13 protein-coding genes are annotated in these 18,788 nt (G+C 55.8%); 6 read left to right on the top strand and 7 right to left on the bottom strand.

Features of this window, described 5'->3' with window-relative positions; all coding sequences use genetic code 11:
• Positions 1-26 precede the first annotated feature (26 nt).
• Positions 27-1,451, bottom strand: coding sequence for an aldehyde dehydrogenase (locus tag MKZ15_RS02135; protein WP_339819480.1), 1,425 nt, complete (start codon positions 1,449-1,451; stop codon positions 27-29).
• A gap of 245 nt (positions 1,452-1,696) precedes the next feature.
• On the opposite strand from MKZ15_RS02135, the gene MKZ15_RS02130 reads away from it, so the two are divergent.
• The 6 genes from MKZ15_RS02130 (at position 1,697) to MKZ15_RS02105 (ending at position 10,915) form a co-directional block, all read left to right on the top strand.
• Positions 1,697-3,229 (top strand): spore germination protein, encoded by a 1,533-nt coding sequence (locus tag MKZ15_RS02130; RefSeq protein ID WP_339822253.1) that lies wholly within the window; start codon positions 1,697-1,699, stop codon positions 3,227-3,229.
• A 2-nt stretch (positions 3,230-3,231) separates the two neighbouring features.
• Complete coding sequence (locus MKZ15_RS02125) at positions 3,232-4,440, top strand: Ger(x)C family spore germination protein (RefSeq protein WP_339819478.1); 1,209 nt, start codon at positions 3,232-3,234, stop codon at positions 4,438-4,440.
• Positions 4,441-4,721: 281 nt separating this feature from the next.
• Positions 4,722-5,819, top strand: coding sequence for an endospore germination permease (locus MKZ15_RS02120; RefSeq protein WP_339819476.1), 1,098 nt, complete (start codon positions 4,722-4,724; stop codon positions 5,817-5,819).
• A gap of 17 nt (positions 5,820-5,836) precedes the next feature.
• Positions 5,837-6,973, top strand: coding sequence for an endospore germination permease (locus MKZ15_RS02115; protein ID WP_339819473.1), 1,137 nt, complete (start codon positions 5,837-5,839; stop codon positions 6,971-6,973).
• Between the two features lie 452 nt (positions 6,974-7,425).
• Positions 7,426-8,658, top strand: coding sequence for a nitrate/nitrite transporter (locus tag MKZ15_RS02110; protein WP_155606806.1), 1,233 nt, complete (start codon positions 7,426-7,428; stop codon positions 8,656-8,658).
• On the top strand, positions 8,627-10,915 hold the full coding sequence (locus MKZ15_RS02105; protein WP_339819467.1) for a molybdopterin oxidoreductase family protein: 2,289 nt from the start codon (positions 8,627-8,629) through the stop codon (positions 10,913-10,915). The genes MKZ15_RS02110 and MKZ15_RS02105 overlap by 32 nt, the downstream gene beginning before the upstream one ends.
• A 101-nt stretch (positions 10,916-11,016) precedes the next feature.
• On the opposite strand, the gene MKZ15_RS02100 is transcribed toward MKZ15_RS02105, so the two are convergent.
• The 6 genes from MKZ15_RS02100 to MKZ15_RS02075 all read right to left on the bottom strand — a co-directional run bounded on the left by MKZ15_RS02100 (position 11,017) and on the right by MKZ15_RS02075 (position 18,668).
• Entirely contained in the window at positions 11,017-12,012 is a 996-nt protein-coding gene (locus MKZ15_RS02100) for a copper amine oxidase N-terminal domain-containing protein (RefSeq protein ID WP_339819464.1), read from the bottom strand.
• A 395-nt stretch (positions 12,013-12,407) separates the two neighbouring features.
• Complete coding sequence (locus MKZ15_RS02095; RefSeq protein ID WP_213623165.1) at positions 12,408-13,262, bottom strand: thioredoxin domain-containing protein; 855 nt, start codon at positions 13,260-13,262, stop codon at positions 12,408-12,410.
• A gap of 71 nt (positions 13,263-13,333) precedes the next feature.
• On the bottom strand, positions 13,334-15,535 hold the full coding sequence (locus MKZ15_RS02090; protein WP_339819461.1) for an alpha-galactosidase: 2,202 nt from the start codon (positions 15,533-15,535) through the stop codon (positions 13,334-13,336).
• A gap of 35 nt (positions 15,536-15,570) precedes the next feature.
• Positions 15,571-16,389: a carbohydrate ABC transporter permease gene (locus MKZ15_RS02085; protein ID WP_239483558.1), complete on the bottom strand. Its 819-nt coding sequence runs from the start codon at positions 16,387-16,389 to the stop codon at positions 15,571-15,573.
• On the bottom strand, positions 16,389-17,267 hold the full coding sequence (locus tag MKZ15_RS02080; RefSeq protein WP_339819458.1) for a sugar ABC transporter permease: 879 nt from the start codon (positions 17,265-17,267) through the stop codon (positions 16,389-16,391). Before MKZ15_RS02080 ends, MKZ15_RS02085 begins: the two co-directional genes overlap by 1 nt.
• A 66-nt stretch (positions 17,268-17,333) precedes the next feature.
• Positions 17,334-18,668 (bottom strand): sugar ABC transporter substrate-binding protein, encoded by a 1,335-nt coding sequence (locus MKZ15_RS02075; protein ID WP_339819456.1) that lies wholly within the window; start codon positions 18,666-18,668, stop codon positions 17,334-17,336.
• Positions 18,669-18,788: the final 120 nt, after the last annotated feature.

Raw genomic sequence — 18,788 nt, 5'->3', positions numbered from 1 at the left:
TTACTTTGACACCTTCAGATCCCCATTCACTTCATAAAGCGTCGGATCAACTTCAATTTACCGGCGGTATAAGGCGGATAAATGAAGCTGAGGTTAATCCGCGTTGACTTCTTTAGCACGCTTTTTCGATGAGAGAAGGTTTCGAAGCTGTAGCGTCCATGATAAGCCCCCATGCCGGAGGACCCCACACCCCCAAAGGGCAGATACGGGCTGACCAGATGCATGACCGTGTCGTTGATGCACCCGCCGCCAAACGAAACCGACTCCATCACCTTCCGCTCTGTTCCGGAGTTGCTCGTAAACACATACAATGCCAATGGCTTAGGCCGCTCTCCGATGTTCCGAAGCGTCGCATCCAGATCCTGATAGTCCAGCACCGGCAAAATCGGCCCAAAGATTTCTTCCTGCATCACTTGGTCTTCCCAGCTTACGTTCTCCATAATCGTCGGCGCTAGGTACAAATCCTCACGTTCCCCAGTGCCTCCGACCGCTACCTTCGACGAGTCCAACAACCCCATCAACCGGTTCCAGTGCCGCTCGTTCACAATCCGCCCATAATCCGGACTTTGCTGCGGATCATCCCCGTAGAATGCCGTGATCTGTGTCTTCATTCTGGCGATCAACTCCGCTTTGACCGACTCGTGAACGAGCACATAATCCGGGGCCACGCAAGTCTGACCCGTATTCAGAAACTTCCCCCAAACGATCCGCCGAGCGGCTAACTCCAGATCCGCCTCGCGATCGACGATACAAGGGCTTTTCCCGCCAAGCTCCAACACGACCGGCACCAGATGTTCAGCGGCTGCCGTCATCACAATTTTTCCAACCTGAATGCTTCCGGTGAAAAAGATAAAGTCGAGCGGGGCATGAATCAGCGCGGATGTGACCTCCTGCCCTCCCTCCATGACCCGGATGTACTCGGGATCAAAATATTCGCCGAGCATCTCGGCAAGGACCCCGGAGACGTGCGGCGTATACTCCGACGGCTTAACAATCGCGGCATTTCCCGCAGAGATTGCCCCGATTAACGGATCGATCACCAGCAAAAACGGATAGTTAAACGGGCCGATGATCAGCGCCGAGCCGTAAGGCTCCCGGTAGATATAGCTGCTGGAGCCGATATGGGTTAGCGGCGTACGGACCCGCTCCGGTTTGGCCCACTGCTTTAGTCGCTTCATCACGTATCCGATACTGTCGTAAGCATAGCCAACTTCCGTGCTGTAGCCTTCAAGCTCGGGTTTGCGCAGATCCCGCTGCAGCGCCTCCAAAATACGCGTTTCGTAACGGGCAATGGCCGTCTTCAAACGCTCCAGTTGGCGCAGCCTGAATTCTACCGAACGCGTGGCGCCGCTGCGGACGTATTGCTGTTGAGCGCGAACGACCGCTGCGACGGATCGCTCGGGTGGCTGTGCATCGGTAGGCGCTTGGGTCGGATTCTCGGTTTCACTCAAGGCGGATCCCTCTTTTTCTCGAATTCTTGACAGGATATTTGTCTATTGTCCCTATTGTAACCCGGATTTGGTTTGGAGGGGACTGTCCTCGGAAATAATGGAGCTAAAAAACACCCGCGAGAGGGAGAACATCGATGCCTCATCGGCGAAGAATAAAGTGCAGATCCGCGCAAGCCCTAGTCCACGGCCCGTTAACAGCCAGCCAAACCTCGGCGCCTGGCGAACCGCAGCCACTATTTACGGATTTGGAAGCTAACTTGCACGCAATTCAGGAAACCCTCGGAAACAGTACAGACATTATTATCCGGAGTCTGCCGATCGGCCACAAAGGTGATCGGTCGATGGCCCTTCTCTTTACCGACGGGTTGGCCGATCAGAAAGTCATCACTGACTTCATCATGAAATCGGTGATGTTGGACATCAACATTTTCGGGCAGACCGACAGAACCGTCGATCCCCCCTCCGACGTCGTGCTAGCCTTGAAAAGCTATGCCTTAACGATCGGGGACGTTCGGGATGTCTCCGATTTCGACGCTTTGTATCAGGCTCTGTTGTCCGGAGATACCGTGATTCTCGTCGACGGGCAAGATCAAGGCGTGGTTTGCAGTACCCGGGGCTGGAAGGACCGCGGGGTGAGCGAGCCTGCCTCGGAAAACGTTGTTCGCGGTCCTCGAGAGAGCTTTGTCGAGTCGTTGCGTACCAATACGGCGTTGATCCGGCGAAAAATCAAAGATCCCCATCTGTGGCTGGAAACGATGCAGATCGGCAGGATTACGCGAACCGACGTGGCTATCATGTACATTAAGGGCATCGCCAACGATGAAGTGGTCCAGGAAGTGCGCGATCGGCTGACGCGGATCGATGTCGGCAGCATTCTGGAGAGCGGCTATATTGAGGAATCGATCCAGGACGAAACGTTCAGCCCCTTCCCGACAATCTATAATTCCGAGCGACCGGATGTCATCGCCGCCGAACTGATGGAGGGCAAAGTGGCCATCCTAGTGGATGGTACCCCGTTCGTGCTGGTGGTACCGGCCTTATTCGTCTCTTTCCTTCACGCCTCGGAGGACTATTACCAGCGCGCCGACATCAGCAGCTTCATCCGTCTGCTTCGTTATCTGGGAATAATCATTTCCCTCTTAGGTCCGTCCCTGTATGTGGCCATCACGACGTTTCATCAGGAGATGCTGCCCACGCAACTGCTGATCAGCCTGGCGGCACAACGCGAGCAAGTACCGTTCCCCGCTTTTATCGAAGCGGTGCTCATGGAGCTGACCTTCGAAATATTGCGGGAAGCCAGCATTCGAATGCCCAAAAACATCGGCGCCGCAATCTCCATCGTCGGTACCTTGGTCATCGGCCAAGCTGCCGTGCAGGCGGGCATCGTTTCCGCGGCGATGGTCATCGTTGTGGCGATCACAGCGATCTCCAGTTTCATTCTGCCGGCGTACAACATGTCCATCGCTTTCCGGCTGCTGCGCTTCCCCTATATGGCGCTGGCCGCTTCTTTCGGCTTGTTCGGCATCATCGTGGGGGTCATCGCCATGGTACTACACCTGTGCAGCCTGCGATCGTTCGGCGTTCCTTATATGGCCCCATTCGCCCCGCTGATTCTAGCGGACAACAAGGATTCGATCATTCGGCTTCCGCAGTGGATGCTGCTTACCCGCGCACGCCTTATCAGCAAGAACAACTCCCGGCGCCGAATCAGTACCCCGCCGAAGAAATCCCGCGAAGCCGAACCGGATCTGACCGGCAAGACAAAGAAGGAGACTTGAATGTGGCTAAAAAAGCGGCTGTCCTGATGTTGATATTGTTCGTAGCTTCATTGCTTGCCGGATGCTGGAATCGCAAGGAGCTCAACGAGCTTGGCATCGCCGTCGCCGCCGGTGTGGACATGGAGGAAGGCGGCCGTTACCGGCTCACCGTACAGGTTGTAGACCCCGGCCAAGTGGCATCGCAACAGGGGGGCAACGGAGGGGCCCCGGCCACGCTGTACACGAGCGAAGGCGATACGATTTTCGAAGCGGCGCGAAGAATCACCCAAATCAGCCCTCGGAAAATCTACTTTTCCCATCTCCGGTTATTCTTGATCGGTGAATCGCTGGCAAAGCGGGGCATTGGGCAAATGCTCGATCTGCTGTCCCGGGACCATGAATTCCGCACCGACTTTTACCTCGTGGTCACCAAGGGAACAACCGCCCTCGGGACACTGAAGATCATGACTCCGCTCGAGCCAGTACCGGCCAACAAGTTGTTTTCATCCTTGGAGACCTCGGAAGAAAACTGGTCACCCAGTTTGTCGGTTACGCTCGACGAGCTGATCGACAACTTGACCAGCCAGGGGAAACACCCCGTTCTGACCGGATTGGTGATCACAGGGGATCCGCAGATGGGACAAACGAAAAAAAATATCGCCAATATCTATACCCCCACACAACTGCAGTATTCGGGCTTGGCCGTGTTCAAAAAAGACAAGCTGATCGGCTGGCTTGACGAAAAGGAGAGCAGGGGATACCACCAAATCCATAAAGGCGTTAAAAGCTCTGTCGTTTTTATTCCCTGTCCTGAGGGCGGAAAAGTCGCTGTCGAATACATCCGTGGCAAGACGAACGTCAAAGGGAAGGTAGTCCAAGGACAGCCCCGGATCGACATCCAGGTCGAAATCGAAGGCAACATCGGCGCCGTTGGCTGTAAGAAGCTCGATATCACCGATACCGCCACGATTGCCAAGTTAGAGAAAGAAGTCGAGGCCAGAATCATCGATTTCGTCGAGGAGACGATCGACAAAGCCCAGACGAAGTACAGGGTTGATATTTTCGGGTTCGGCGAGGTCGTCCGCCGCGCGGACCCCAAAGCCTGGAAAGCAATGAAAAACAACTGGGACGAGGAATACTTCACCCATTTGCCGGTGGCGATTCGCGCGGATTTCGTTATTCGCCGGATCGGAACCATTTCTGACTCGTTCCTAAATCAAACGAAGGAGTAAATGACGATATGCTAGGGATCGTGGGAATTTTGGCGGTTGCAGGTGCCATCGCGTGGCTTGAGCTTCCGCCCCTCTTGAAGCGGAGGCAAATAAGAGAGCTCTGGGCTTTTTCCGTTCTGCTCCTAATCGCGGTCGGGGTTAGTATTCCAGCCGCGTTAACGTCCCATTTCCCCAGTCCGCTGATCGCTTTCACAATCATATTTAAACCATTCAGCAAGCTGCTGTCCGCGATCGGCTTAATCCCATAAAGCGAGGTGACCCGGATGAAGGAGTCATACCTGATGTCCGCCAGGCAAATCACAATCATGACAACGTTGTTTACGGTGGGCAGCGCCATCTTGATCATCCCCTCCGGTATGGCTGCCACTGCCAGACAAGACGCTTGGATTGCCGCCCTCGTCGGGCTCGTCTGCGGTCTCCTGCTGATCGCGTTCTACAACGCCATTTCGCTCTGGTACCCGCAATTGACCCTGATCGGAATCATGGAAAAGCTGCTCGGAAAATGGCTGGGCAAAACGGTGGCCATCTTGTTCGTGGCAACCTGGTTTGTGATAACCCCCGGGGCGACGCTGTATTATCTAGGGAATTTCATGACGACCCAAATCATGCCCGAAACCCCGATCAAGGCGATCAACATTCTGTTTATTCTGGTGGTCATCATGGGGGTCCGCTTGGGCATCGAAGTGATCGCGCGCGCTGCGGAACTGTTGTTCCCCGTGGTCATATTGCTCTTCACCGCCCTCCTCCTGCTCGTGCTGAGCCAGTTAAAACCGGATAACGCCCTTCCGGTGTTAGAGTCGGGAGTCCGGCCGATTTGGCCGGCGGCACTGTCCTATGTTTGTACGGTATTCCTTCCGCAGCTTTCTTTATTTCTGTTCCTGCCGCCCTCGATGAACCAGGCCCGGGAAGGAAGAAAGGCGGTACTCATAGGGAGCGCGATCGGCGGGACGATCATCGCCGTGATCGTCGCCTTATCGATCCTCGTCCTGGGTCCGGAAATCACGGGCAGGAGCCTGTATCCGAGTTATGCGCTGGCCAAAAAAATCAACATCGGCGATTTCCTGCAGCGCATCGAGTCCTTTATGGCTGTCCTTTGGATGATTACGCTGTATTTCCGGGTAACGTTATACCTTTACGCAATTTCGTCTGCGACAAGCGAGCTTTTCGGACTGAAGAATTACCGGCCTGTCGTGTTGCCGCTCGGGCTAATCGCCGTCGTCCTGTCGATCGTCAATTTCCCGAACGCTTCGTTTCATCAAACTTGGGATACGAAAACTTGGATTCCGTATGCCCTTACGGCGGGAGTCTTTCTTCCCTTGCTATTGTCCGGGGTTCACCTGATACGAAAAGGTAAAGAAAGCAGGAACCCAAAAAACTGATTCGAGGTGCTTGTACCATGTTGAACCAAACCAAAATCTCTTTGCGGCAATTGACGTTATTAACGGCGCTATTTACGGTCGGCAGCGCCATTTTGATCGTCCCCTCCGGCATGGCCGCAGCGGCGAAGCAGGATGCCTGGATCGCCGCTCTCCTCGCACTCGGGACAGGTTTGCCCATCGTTTGGCTGATGTCCGCACTGGCAAGCCGCTATCCGGGAATGACCTTGGTCGGCATCTTGGAAACCCTGCTCGGAAAATGGATCGGGAAGACCGTGGCATGCATCTTGGCAATAACCTTGTTCCTGACCGGCCCGGCGACGGTACTGCATGACGTCGGTGATTTCATGGCGACGCAAATGATGCCCGAAACTCCGATCGAGGCAATCCTTACTTTGTTTGCGGCCGTAGTGCTCATGGGCATCCGCCTCGGCGTTGAAGTATTGGCGCGTTCCGCGGAAATGCTGTTCCCTTGGTTCATTCTCCTGTACGTATCACTTGTGCTTCTCATCTCGTTTCAAATCGAGCCGCGGCATGCAGCCCCCCTGCTGGAATTCGGTTTTACTCCGCTCTGGCCGGCTGCCCTGTCCTTCATCAGCGTTGCTTTCCTCCCTCATATCGCGCTGCTTCTATTCCTGCCTCCTTCCGCGAACCGCCCTGCCGAATTCGGCAGAAGTTTATTTATCGGAAGCTTGCTCGGCAGTTGCCTGCTTGCGATTGTCATCGCTTTGTCCATCCTCGTCCTGGGGCCAGAGATTACGGCCAGAAGCTTGTACCCGAGCTATTCGCTGGCCAAAAAAATCGACATCGCCCACTTTCTGCAGCGGATCGAAGTAATTGTCGCCGTGATTTGGATTATTTCGCTTTATTTTCGCATCACGCTTTACATGTGCGCCGTGACGTTTTCATTGACCCAGATTTTCGGTCTGAAGGATCATCGCCCGTTGGTGCTTCCGCTAGGGATGCTCCTGGTTGCAACTTCCATCGTCATCTATCCGAACATCCCTTTCAAGCAGACCTGGGATACGGAGACTTGGACGCCTTATATCCTCATGGTCGGACTGATCCTCCCTATTGTCCTGGGAATCGTTCAACTGCTGCGCAAAGTGATTATGAACAAGAAGCAACCCTCTCCCCCCTCCTCTCGCAGTTCATAAGAAGCTGGCCGCTTATATCCTAGTGCCCGTTCTGGGGGATGGGGCAATTTTATACGGCTTAAAGACCGCTATTTAATTCAACCTGCCTAAGCGATTACATGTCATATATTCTTACACATGAATGCAAAAAATCTGTTGAAAAGTGATTCTTGGAGTGAGGAATGCACTTTTTCTAGTGCCGAGATGAATTTTAGTCAACTTTATGAACGTTTTTTGTAATTTATATTGACATGATCTTTTTCCAGCTTCTATAATTTAACTACGTTCACAACGTCGTGGCGCATATAATCCGGTTTCGCACAACGCTGTGCCGCCGGTTGGCAAAGGAGCCATTCGGGCAATCTTTAGATTGCCCGGGGCTCCTTTTTGTTTTGCGCCCCTCGTTGGGGCATGTCAAAGAAAACAGAAACGTCCCGGTTGAAGGGGATGAATCCTGGAGAGGAGATGAAAGGATGGAACGTACCGGTTTTATGAAAAGTGGGCATAAGCCCTCGTTGTTGAGCGCCTTTCTGTACTTCGATGTTAGCTTTATGGTATGGGTTCTGATCGGTCCGCTGGCCGTCATCATGATGCAGGATTACCCGATGAATGCGGCGCAAAAGGCCAATCTCGTCGCTCTGCCGATCCTCGGCGGTTCCGCGCTTCGCCTCGTGCTCGGCGTGCTGGCCGACCGGATCGGTCCCAAACGGACCGGCCAGATCGGTATGGCCGTCACCCTGGTGCCGCTCGTCTGGGGCTGGCAATTCGTCGATTCGCTCAGCGAATTGTATGTGGTGGCTTTGCTCCTGGGCGTTGCCGGCGCTTCCTTCTCAGCGGCCCTGCCTTTGGCCAGCCGCTGGTACCCGCCGCAATACCAGGGATTGGCGATGGGAATCGCCGGGGCCGGTAATAGCGGCACCGTCTTCTCCACCTTATTCGCCAACCGGATCGCCCAGCATTACGGAGGCTGGGAAGTCGTGTTCGGGTTGGCCCTCATCCCGGTAGCGTTGGTCTTCCTCGTCTTTACGCTGCTGGCGAAAGACAGTCCCAACCAACCGGAGCCGAAAAAACTTCGCGACTACGCCGCCGTGCTCCGCCAAAGGGATACGTGGCTGTTCTGCCTGTTGTATATGGTGACGTTTGGCGGTTTCGTCGGGTTGTCAAACTATTTGACGATATTTTTTAACACGGAATATGGGCTTAGCGCGGTAAGGGCCGCCGATTTCACGACTTTGTGCGTGATCGCCGGGAGTTTCTTCCGCCCTGTGGGCGGCTGGCTGGCTGATAAGGTCGGCGGAGTACGCATGCTGCTCGCTTTATACGCGGGGGTCGCCCTCATGATGGCGTTGGTGTCGTCATTACCGCCGCTGTCGATCGTGACCCTGCTGCTATTCATTGGCATGATGTGTCTGGGAATGGGCAACGGCTCCGTGTTCCAGCTCGTCCCCCAACGCTTCCAACAGGAAATCGGGGTCATCACAGGCATTGTAGGCGCAGCCGGCGGGCTCGGCGGTTATTTCTTGCCGAACATTCTTGGCCTCCTAAAGCAGTGGACCGGTTCCTATACGCCCGGTTTCCTCATTCTAAGCGGCATCGCGTTGGCTTGCATTCTCACGGTGATCCTGATTCACGGCGAGTGGAAACGAACGTTTCTGGAGCGGAAGGAGGCTGCTTATGACGCTTACCCCTACAGCCGCCCATCCTGACGGACGAATGCGATCCCACTGTCCCTTCTGCAGTATGCAATGCAGTTTGGGGTTGCACTCAGCCCCCGGTTCCTTCGCGGGGTATGAAGTTAAGCCCAGTCCAGACTTCCCCGTAGCCACGGGTCGATTATGTCAAAAGGGCTTCCACGCCTTGGACCATACGGTTCATCCAGAACGGGTGATGCAGCCGCTACGCAGGCTTTCAGAACAGGGATGGGGCAAAGGGGAGGCGGGGTCTCGGTCCTCCGAAGGAACCTCGTCGGCTTGGTCTCCCGCAGCTTGGCCCGAAGCGCTGGACGGCATCGCCGAGCGCATTCGGCAGCTCCAGGAACAGTACGGTCCTGACAGCGTAGCCGTGTTTGGCGGCGGTTCGCTGACGAATGAAGTGTGTTATCTGCTCGGCAAATTTACCCGGGTCGCTTTGCGCTCCCGCTACGTGGACTACAATGGAAGATACTGCATGTCTTCCGCAGCGGCGGCCCAGCAGTTGGCGTTTGGGATCGACCGCGGTCTCTCCTTTCCGCTCGAGGATATTCCCCAAGCGGACTACCTCATCCTTGCCGGCACCAATATCGCCGAATGCCAACCGACCTTGATGCCTTACCTTTTGGCTGCCAAAAAACAAGGAGCCGTCATCGTCACCATCGATCCTCGGCGGACGATGACGTCCAAGATTGCAAACCACCAACTGACGATCGAACCCGGACAGGATTCGCTGCTAATTAGCGGGCTGCTGCATGTGATCCTGGAAGAGCGGCTGTACGATGCGGAATTCGTGGCCGAACATACGGAAGGGATTGAAGCGGTGCAGGAAGCTGTGCGGCCGTTCTCGCCCGACCGAGTGTCCGTCCTCACCGGGATCCCTGAGGAAACGATCCGGCAGGTGGCCCGGGGATTCGCCGGGGCGAAGCGCGGGATCATCCTGACCGCGCGGGGTTTGGAGCAGCAGGTGAACGGCGTGGAGCATACGCTGCAGTACATCAACCTGTGCCTGCTGTGCGGGCACATCGGTAAACCGGGCAGCGGCTTCGGCTCCGTCACCGGGCAGGCCAATGGGCAGGGCGGCCGCGAGCATGGACTCAAGGCCGACCAACTGCCGGGCTACCGGTCGATCGAGGACCCGGACGCCCGGGCGCATGTCGCCGGCGTCTGGGGACTTGATCCCGGCGAACTGCCCGGCAAAGGGGTCTCCGCGTATGAGCTGTTCGGGAAGGTATTGGACGGCGACATCAAAGCGATGATCGTTCTCGGCTCCAATCCGGTCGTGTCCAGCCCGAATAACGCCCGGGTCGCCGAGGCGCTGGCGAAGCTGGACCTGCTCGTCGTCGTCGACTTGTTCGAGACGGAGACGGCCGCCTACGCGGATTGGCTGCTGCCCGGCACGTCCTTCCTCGAAGTGGAAGGGACGATGACGAACCTTGAAGGCCGGGTGTTCTATCGGCCCCGGGTGTTTGAGCCGACCGGCGCGTCCATGCCGGACGCCTGGCTGCTGTGCGCCCTCGCCGAACGGCTGGGCCGAGGGCGCTATTTCTCCTACTCGTCGATGAGCGAAGTGTTCGACGAGTTATGCCGCGCTTCCGCCGGGGGCAAAGCCGATTACAGCGGCTTAAGCTACTCGCGCCTGCAGGAAGCGCAAGGGCTGTTCTGGCCGTGCCCCGGGCCCGGCCAGGCGCACCCCGGGACGCCGCGCCTGTTCGTGGGCGGCGTCTTCCCCCGTGCGGGCGGCCGGGCCCGCCTGCACGCAATCACGCCGCAGCCGCCGGCGGAAACGGCAGATACGGAGTACCCGTATCTGCTGACGACCGGCCGGCTGGGCGGGCACTACCTGAGCGGCGCCCAGACCCGCCGCACGGACGCCCTGGCGAAGAAGGCGCCGGAGCCGGTGGCGGAGCTCCACCCGGCTCTGGCCGAGCAGCTTCGCCTGCGCGAAGGCGACCGCATCCGCTTGACCACGCGGCGCGGGTCGCTGGATTTCGCCGCCAAGGTGACGCCGGACATTCATCCGCGCACGATTTTTGTTCCGTTCCACTGGGGCGGCGACCAAGCGATCAACCGGCTGACGAACGATGCCCTCCACCCCGTCAGCCGAATGCCTGAATTCAAAATCTGCGCCGTCCGAGCGGAACGGGCTAGGACTGAGGAGGCCGCCCCCGCCCTAGTCCATTCGGCGAAGGCCGACGCCCTCAGCGATGTTCCTTCCGGACGATTTGCTGTTTCGTGTCCTCGATATTGTGATCTTCGTCGCGAACGGCTTTGATCGTCAGGTAAGGCTTGGCCCCTTTCTTTGACCTTCGAGCTATATCAATGGCGGTTCAAATAAAAAAGCGACCTGGGAAGGTCGCTTTTTCCTATTTCGATTTAGGGTTGCTGTTCTGTAGTAGTCGTTGTCGTGGTGGTTGTGGTCGTGGTTTCATTGCTTGCCGCCGGATCGGCGCTCTCATTATAGATGACAACCGATTGGGAGCTAGGCTCCCATTGCACGACCGCTTCAAAAGCCTCGCTGATGAACCGGACCGGAACAACCGTGCTGCCGTCAATGACGGTAGCCGGCGCGTCCAGCGTCTGTTGTTCGCCATTCACGTAAGCCGTTTTGCTATTGATGATTAGCTTCAGCGTTACGCCGTCCTTCGTCACCGTGATCGACTTGTCCGCCGGGTTGTAGGCGACTTCCGCCTGCAAGGCTTCGGAGATGGCCCGGAATGGGACCAGCGTGCTGCCATCCTGTACGATTGGAGCTACGTCTGTTGTAGGCTGTTCACCATTGACGAACAATTTAACTCCTTTTTTCCCGAGCTTCTCATAGAGTTTGCCGAGCTTCTTGTACGATTCGATGTTCGTGAAGTCCGCCAAAACCGCTTCCTCCTGCAAATAAACAGCATCAGTCACGCTGCCTTCTTGCTCCAACAGGTCCGCCGCCTTGGATAAAGCCGCCGCATCTTCCTTGATTTGCGTAAGCTCCGCCTTCATCTCATCCGTGAGTTTAGTATCGTATTTCGTCAGGAGCAAATCGGCCAATACCGCGCCCGACGGCTTGTCCTTGACGTTTTGGATCGCTTTCAACAAACCTTTGTAGCCGTTGTGGCCCGGCTTTTCGGATTTTTGCGTATCCGTGGATTCTTCGCCCTCCGGGGTTTGCGTTTCCTCCGTCGCCTGCTCCTCTACCGTCCCTTCCAACTGCTTCTCTACCTTCTTGCCGTTAGCTTTCGTTTGCTGTGCATCCACTTGGATGCCGGCCTCCGTTTTCTTATCGGCTCCCTTGCCGTTATTCCCTTGCTCCGCTTTCGCCGACGCCGTGCCGGTCGTCAAGCTTAATGCCACCACGCAGAAAAATGCGATCATCCAGCTTTTTTTCATGTTGTTGTGTCCTCCTCAATGATTGTCGTTAATTGGGGTTTGTTGTTTATTACGTTGCCCTATCAAAAATTGTGGGGGGCGCCAACAAAGTTTTTTTCCGGAACGCCGACATGTCGGAATTCCTGCCGAAAAGCAAGTATGAGAAATCCGGTCCAACGATCGAAAAATATGCGGCATAAGAAAAAGGCCGGCCGATGTCCTCGGTCGGCCGGTGCTAACTTCTACCTTGTGTGCATCAGCGCCGATTTCCGGCGCGCCTTGATGTCCCTTATGCTGCCTTTGCACGATTATCCCTTTCATTCAGGAGGGCCAGGAACCCGGAGTGAGTCGAGCTCTTCTCCAGTTCTCGGCAATCTGATCAAAGGGGATAATCGTGCAAAGCGTGCGAAATGATCCTATTGCCCGCCAACCTCCGCCAGTTGCGCTTCGATCGCCGCCGCCAATTCCTCGTAAGAGGAGCTCGGCAGCAATTCCCCGTTGACCATGAACTGCGGCGTTCCGTTTACTCCGTAATAGCCGGCGGTTTTGAAATCTTCTTTGACCGGCAACATGTAGGCATGACTTTTCAGATCGCTTGCGAAGCGGTCGTAATCTATACCGTTGATATTTTTCTTCACGAAGTCCAGCAAAAATTCGGGTGTCGCCCAAATTTTTGTCTCATCGCCCTGATGCGCATATAACTTGCTCTTGAACTCCCAGAACTTCTCGTTGCTCTGCGCCGCAACCGCCTCGCCCGCGCTGGCCGCCATGATCGAATCCCGGTCAATGAACGCAAAGTTGGTAAAGAACAACTCAATTTTGCCGGTATCGATGAAGTCTTTTTGAAGCTGAGGCATGTAGGTTTCTTCCCACTTCTTGCAGGCCGGGCATTTAAAATCGGCGAATTCAATCACCTTGACCTTCGCGCTCGGTTCTCCCAAATGCGGCTGCTTCTCATACTTCAAGCCTTCGGCGGCGTAGTCGCCTTTGATTTCCGTGTAGTTTGGGAGATCCTTCAAACTGGAAGAACCCGAATCTTTGAGAAAAACGATCGCCAGGGTGATTACCAAGGCCCCGATCAATATCAACGAGATCACAAAAATCAGACCGGATTTCGCAGTCCCCCGGCCTGTTCCTTTTCCGCCCGCAGATTTGCCTACAGTCCCCTTACCGGCGTTCTTCTTGCCTTGGGTTGTCCTGTTGTACGCCGTCTTGTTGTTCGGAACCGGTTTCCCGCTGCCGTTACGATTGCTCCCCTTGTTATGGGCCATCCGCTATCCTACCTCCATGTGGATTCGTTTCGTCCTCATTCTAGCGTATGGCCCACGGCAAGGGACGTAATTTAGGTCACAGAGTGTCGCCGCAAGTATACAAACCGGCTGGCGTAATCGCCTGCCAAGGTCAGCGGCAGGCCGAGGCGCATCAAGGTGGAGCCGTGCCGGACGTTGTCTGCGGCCAAGTCGGTGGTGATGCCGGTAGATTCGGCCGCGCGCTGATCGGCGGTGTTGTTCGCCTCCACGGTCAGGTCTTCCTCTGGTACTTCTACCCGGTACCGCCCATCCGGCTCTAAGCCTTGGAGGCGCAGCCGCAGCTCCGTGTCGCCGAAATACTGCGCCTGCCGAAAAGCGAACACGGCGACTTCGTCCCGGTCTCGCGAGACATACTGCCACGCGGCCACATCGCCTTCAGCGAAGGAGGCAAGCCGGTAAAGGTCGCCTTCGGCAACCAAATGGCGCACCTGTTTGTACAGCGCCACATAACGGTTGGCTTCGACGATTTCCGCCTCCGACCAGCGGGCGATGTTCGCGCCGATGCCGAGCCCGCCTAGCATGGCGCTGTGGAAGCGGAACGACAGCGGTAGCCGCCGGCCGTTCAGGCCATGCGGGGATTCCGTTACCCAGCACATCATGACGGAGGGGCTGTAAGCGTACGAGAAGCCCTCCTGGATCGTCAGCCGATCCCGGGCGTCCGTATTGTCGCTGATCCAAGCCTGGTCTGCAAACCGTAGCATGCCGAGATCGATCCTTGAGCCGCCCCCGGCACAGGTCTCGAACTCCACCCGCGGGAAACGGCTCCGGAGCTCGGCCCAAATCTCGTACAAGCTATCGACGTGCTTGATCCACACCGATTCCTCCGCATGCTCGCGCAGCGGGATGGCCCCCGGCTCCGTGATCGTTCGGTTCATGTCCCATTTGATGAAGGCGATGTCGTAGGTGCTGAGCAGCCCCGTCATGAACTCAAGCACGAACGCCTTGACCTCCGGCTTGCCTAAGTTCAGCATCAATTGATTGCGAAGCAGCGTTCCTTCGCGCGTGGGGAATTGATACACCCAATCGGGATGGTTCCGATACAACTCGCTGTCCGGATTGACCGATTCGGGTTCGACCCATAATCCGAAGTCCATGCCGAGCCGTTTCACCTCGTCGATCAGCTCCTGCAGCCCATTCGGGAATTTCTGAGGATTCACCTGCCAATCGCCGAGACCGGCCCGGTCGCTGTGGCGCGCGCCAAACCAACCGTCGTCGACGACAAACCGCTCCGCGCCGATCCGGGCCGCTTGTTTGGCCAACTCGATTTGCTCCCGGACGTTCACCGCGAATTCCGTCGCTTCCCAGGAGTTGTACAACACTTTCCGTTCCCGGGATCCGGGCAGCACGTAATCCCGTTGATAGTTGTGCAACTTCCGGCTCATCTCTCCGAAGCCGCCGGAGACGAAACCACCCGTAAACACGGGGGATGTATAGCTCTCTCCCGGTCCCAAAGTAAACGCCCCATCGAAGTCGTTGACCCCGCCGACGACGCGGACTTGGCCGAAGGTGGAGGACTCCAGGACGATTTTCCAGTTGCCGCTCCAACCCAGCGCACCGAACCAGACGTTCCCGGACAACTCGTCCGCTTTGCCGTCATCCAGCGCAAACCAAGGGTTGGCATGCGCACCGGTGAAACCCTGCCGCGATTCCAGCACTTTCTTGCCTTCGGTGAGCGGCGCCCGCCGGAGCTGATATTCACCGGCCCAGCGGCCGGTCACATGCGTCAGGCGGACGGAAGGCTCGGCCGGGGCGGACCAGGCCGCCGCCATGACCTGATCGATTCGAACGGGAACGTCCTCCTCATTGACGATCGTTACCGAACGTTCGATCAGATCGTATTTCTCGATAACCCGGTAGCGCAGCTCCACCCGCAAACGGTAATACTCATCGCGCAGCCGAACAATCAAATCGTCCGCCGCCAAGCGGCTCCCGACTTCATACCCTTCATATCGCAACCGCAAATCGCGAACGCCGTTCTGGAATTTCACCTTCAGGCAGGGCTCTGCATATAAGGTACCGCCCCAACCTCCATACTCCTCCCGTTCCCGGTTCACCTCGGCATCAAAGGAGCTGTGGTGACGGAGGCGAAGCAAATCGGCACATTCCGCAGCCTCCACCGGCTCGCCCCAGTAGAGGTGTTGCAACGTCCCGTTTTCGTTGACGCCAAATAAATAAGACGAGTTTTTCGTGCGTAGTTCAAATATTTTTGATGCTTCCAACACGTTAATCGGCATATGATCACTCTCCCCTTCCCGCTTGCTCCCTAACCTCAGCCTTTGACCGCTCCGGCGGCAATGCCTTTGATGATGAACTTCTGCATCAACAGGAAGAACGCAATAACCGGAATCATGCCCATGACGGCATAAGCAAATGCCAGGTTCAGGTCGCTGCTGTATTGTCCGAAGAAGAAATACTGCTGCAACGGGATCGTACGATATTGGTTATCCTGTAAATACAAGAGCGGCAGCAGGAAGTCATTCCAGATATATAAGGCGTTCAGAACGACAACTGTCGCCGTCACCGGTTTGAGCAACGGGATGATGATTCGGGCAAAAATCCCCGGCGTGCTGCAGCCGTCAATTTTGGCTGCCTCCTCGATCTCGCGAGAGATTTGGCGGATGAACGCGGCGTAGAACAACACGCCCGTCTGGATGCCGAACCCGCCGTAAATCAGAATGATTCCCCAATGGGTATCGAGCATCTGAAGCGTTTTGCCGAGTTTATACAACGGCAGCATGGTGACTTGAAACGGAATCATCATGCCGGATAGAAACACCATGAACATAAGGTTGTAAAAGGGCTTGTTTCTTCTCGCAATGGAGTAGCCAGCCAAAGCGGATACCAGCACGATCAGCACGACGGAGACCACCGTGACGATCAAGCTGTTCATGATCGCCAGCGGGAATTTCGAAGTCTCCCAGGCATGGACGTAGTTGGCGAAGTTAAGGCTGGACGGCAGCGCGTAGAAGTTATCGAACGTTTGTTTCGCTGTTTTTAGCGACATCAACAGAGCTACATACAGCGGAAAGAGAAATAAGACCGCCAGTGCCAGAAACAGGATGAAGGTGATGGCTTTGTTCGCTTTCATTAAAGCTCAACCTCCCGTCTTCTGGAAATGGACATCTGAACGACCGTCACGAGGACGAGAATGAGGAAGAACAGCATGGACAGCGCCATCCCGTATCCTCCCTTAAACGAGGCGAACGAAGTCCGGTAGATATAGGTGGACATGACCTCGGTCGCAAAGCCGGGACCGCCGTTCGTCGTGACGTAAACGAGATCGAACACCTTCAGCGAGCCGGTGAGCACGAGCAGTAGGTTGATCGTAACGGAAGGGGCAAGCAACGGCAACGTGATGTGCCGGAACGTCTTCCAAGTTCCCGCCCCGTCGATGCGGGAGCTTTCGAACAACTCGCCCGGAATGCCTTGCAGGCCGGCGATGTAAATAATCATCGGCGACCCGACCCCTTGCCATAAAGCGATCAGGATTAAGCCGAACAGCGCGTAATCGGGATTGCCGAGCGGACTGGATACCTCGAGACCGAGATGGCTCAGCAAGTTCGGAATTCCCGTGCTATAGTTATAGCTCCAAACGAACCCCGCCAGCACGATCGAGATGACGCTCGGCAGGAAAAAGACCGTCCGAAACAGGTTGCGCAAAGGCAAGAAAGCGTCCAACACCAAAGCCAGCAGCAGAGATAGCACGTTAACCAGAATGGTTAGAATAATGGCATATTTAAACGTGTTCCACAGGGCGTCCCAAAAGCTCGGATCCCCAAAAGCCTGCACGTAATTATCGAAGCCTACGGAAGCAAAAGAATCGGAAACCCCGTCCCAATTCGTGAACGAATACCGGGCTCCCATCACCAGCGGAATCACGACCGCCAGCACGAACAGAGCCATCCCCGGTAGCATAAACAAGACGTACCACATTTCATTTTTCGCCGTGCGTTTTAAAGTTCCCATCGGTTCACCCTCTCCTAAACCGGCGAAAGGCACAGGCCCCTGCCCATGCCTTCCGTCAAGTTCGCTCTATTTGTGATTTTTGCTCACCCAGTCGTCCATATCGGCCAGGATTTGATCCACGGTCGTTTTATTAAAGAACAGTCTTTGCAGGTTTTGGTCGAACTGAGAGCGCCAATCGATTGTCGTTTTAGCCAGATAGAGCTGAGAGTCGTAAGTTTGCGCGTTATCGAAGTACGGTTGCAGGTCTTTGAGCGCCGGAGCGATATCCGTCGAGGTACCCTTCACGTAGCTAAGCGATTTGATGTTCTCGACCCAGGCGTCCCCACCTTCCTTGCTGCTCATGAACTCCAGGAATTTTAAAGCGGCTTCCTTATGTTTCGTCTTGCTGCCGATCGCCAGCGAAGCGTCCGCATTGAAATCGAGCTTGTTGGCATTCTCGTCATTGCTGAACGGGTACGGGAAGTAGCCAAGGTCATTGTTGTAAAGCTCCGGATTCTTCTTCTCGATGTCCGGCAACGGCCAAGTGCCCATGTACATCATGCCGACATCCCCTTTGGCGAAAAGATCGACAGCTCCGTTGTAATCCACGCCAAGCTGATCCTTGTTACCCAGCTCATACAGCTTGAGCGCGTGTTCCATCGTCGTTTTTACGGCCGGATTATCGGCGAATTTTGCTTCGCCGGTTTCGATCTTCTCGAAGAAGTCCGGTTGGCCGATCAACGCCGAATTGCTTGGCATATCGCGGGTATCCCACATGGTCAGCGTCCAGGCATCCTTCCACCCCAAGGCGAACGGCGTTTTGCCGGCGGCTTTGATTTTCTCCGCGGCGGCGATCATTGCGTCCCAGGTTTTGGGTACCTCAAGGCCCAAGTCGCGGAAAATTTTCTTGTTGTAGAACACGGCGATCGGGTTGGCGTTCAGCGGCATGACGTAATTTTTCCCGTCGGTTGCTTGGCCTTTCACCACATTCTCGTCGAAGTTGCTTAGGAACGGTTGGCCGGTCAAGTCCATCAGGTAACCGCCATCGGCAAACAACTGGGTGTTGAAGCCGGCGTTCAGGGTGAACACGTCGATGATGTCCCCGCCTGCCAGCTTCGTCTTCAGCAGGGTATAGTAATCGTCGTATTTCACCGGTTGCACTTCGACCTTGATGTTCGGATTTTGGCTTTCGAACTGCTCCACGATTTGGTTAATCTGGTCGGTGAAATCGCTTTTGAAATGCATGAATTTGATGGTCACCGGCTCACCGGAATCGGTCTGGTTCTCGGAACCTTGGGCGGTGTTCGTATTTCCGCCGCCGTTATCCGTGGCCGGCGTTGCCGAATTGTTCCCGCCGCCGCAAGCGGCTAGCAAAACGCTTAACATCAGGATGCAGAGGCTGACAGACATCCACTTCTTCAATTGAGCTTCCCCCTCGTCTAGGTCGTTAAAGTCGGTACGAACGGCCTTCGCATCGAGCCATTCTTTGCCTAGCTCGGCGCGCCTTCGTCCTGTCTTTATCGTATCGGTCCGCCGCCCCGG

Source organism: Paenibacillus sp. FSL R7-0216 (assembly GCF_037969915.1).
Classification (GTDB): domain Bacteria; phylum Bacillota; class Bacilli; order Paenibacillales; family Paenibacillaceae; genus Fontibacillus; species Fontibacillus rhizolycopersici.
Note: the sequence above shows the minus strand (reverse complement) of the source record. Positions and strands in the feature narration are given on the sequence as shown.

Bases quoted from the DNA above. Each gene is read 5' to 3' on its own strand.
- MKZ15_RS02105 (WP_339819467.1), top strand. From the start codon at position 8,627: ATGACGCTTACCCCTACAGCCGCCCATCCTGACGGACGAATGCGATCC.
- MKZ15_RS02100 (WP_339819464.1), bottom strand. From the start codon at position 12,012: ATGAAAAAAAGCTGGATGATCGCATTTTTCTGCGTGGTGGCATTAAGC.
- MKZ15_RS02090 (WP_339819461.1), bottom strand. From the start codon at position 15,535: ATGCCGATTAACGTGTTGGAAGCATCAAAAATATTTGAACTACGCACG.
- MKZ15_RS02095 (WP_213623165.1), bottom strand. From the start codon at position 13,262: ATGGCCCATAACAAGGGGAGCAATCGTAACGGCAGCGGGAAACCGGTT.
- MKZ15_RS02120 (WP_339819476.1), top strand. From the start codon at position 4,722: ATGTCCGCCAGGCAAATCACAATCATGACAACGTTGTTTACGGTGGGC.
- MKZ15_RS02115 (WP_339819473.1), top strand. From the start codon at position 5,837: ATGTTGAACCAAACCAAAATCTCTTTGCGGCAATTGACGTTATTAACG.
- MKZ15_RS02080 (WP_339819458.1), bottom strand. From the start codon at position 17,267: ATGGGAACTTTAAAACGCACGGCGAAAAATGAAATGTGGTACGTCTTG.
- MKZ15_RS02085 (WP_239483558.1), bottom strand. From the start codon at position 16,389: ATGAAAGCGAACAAAGCCATCACCTTCATCCTGTTTCTGGCACTGGCG.
- MKZ15_RS02110 (WP_155606806.1), top strand. From the start codon at position 7,426: ATGGAACGTACCGGTTTTATGAAAAGTGGGCATAAGCCCTCGTTGTTG.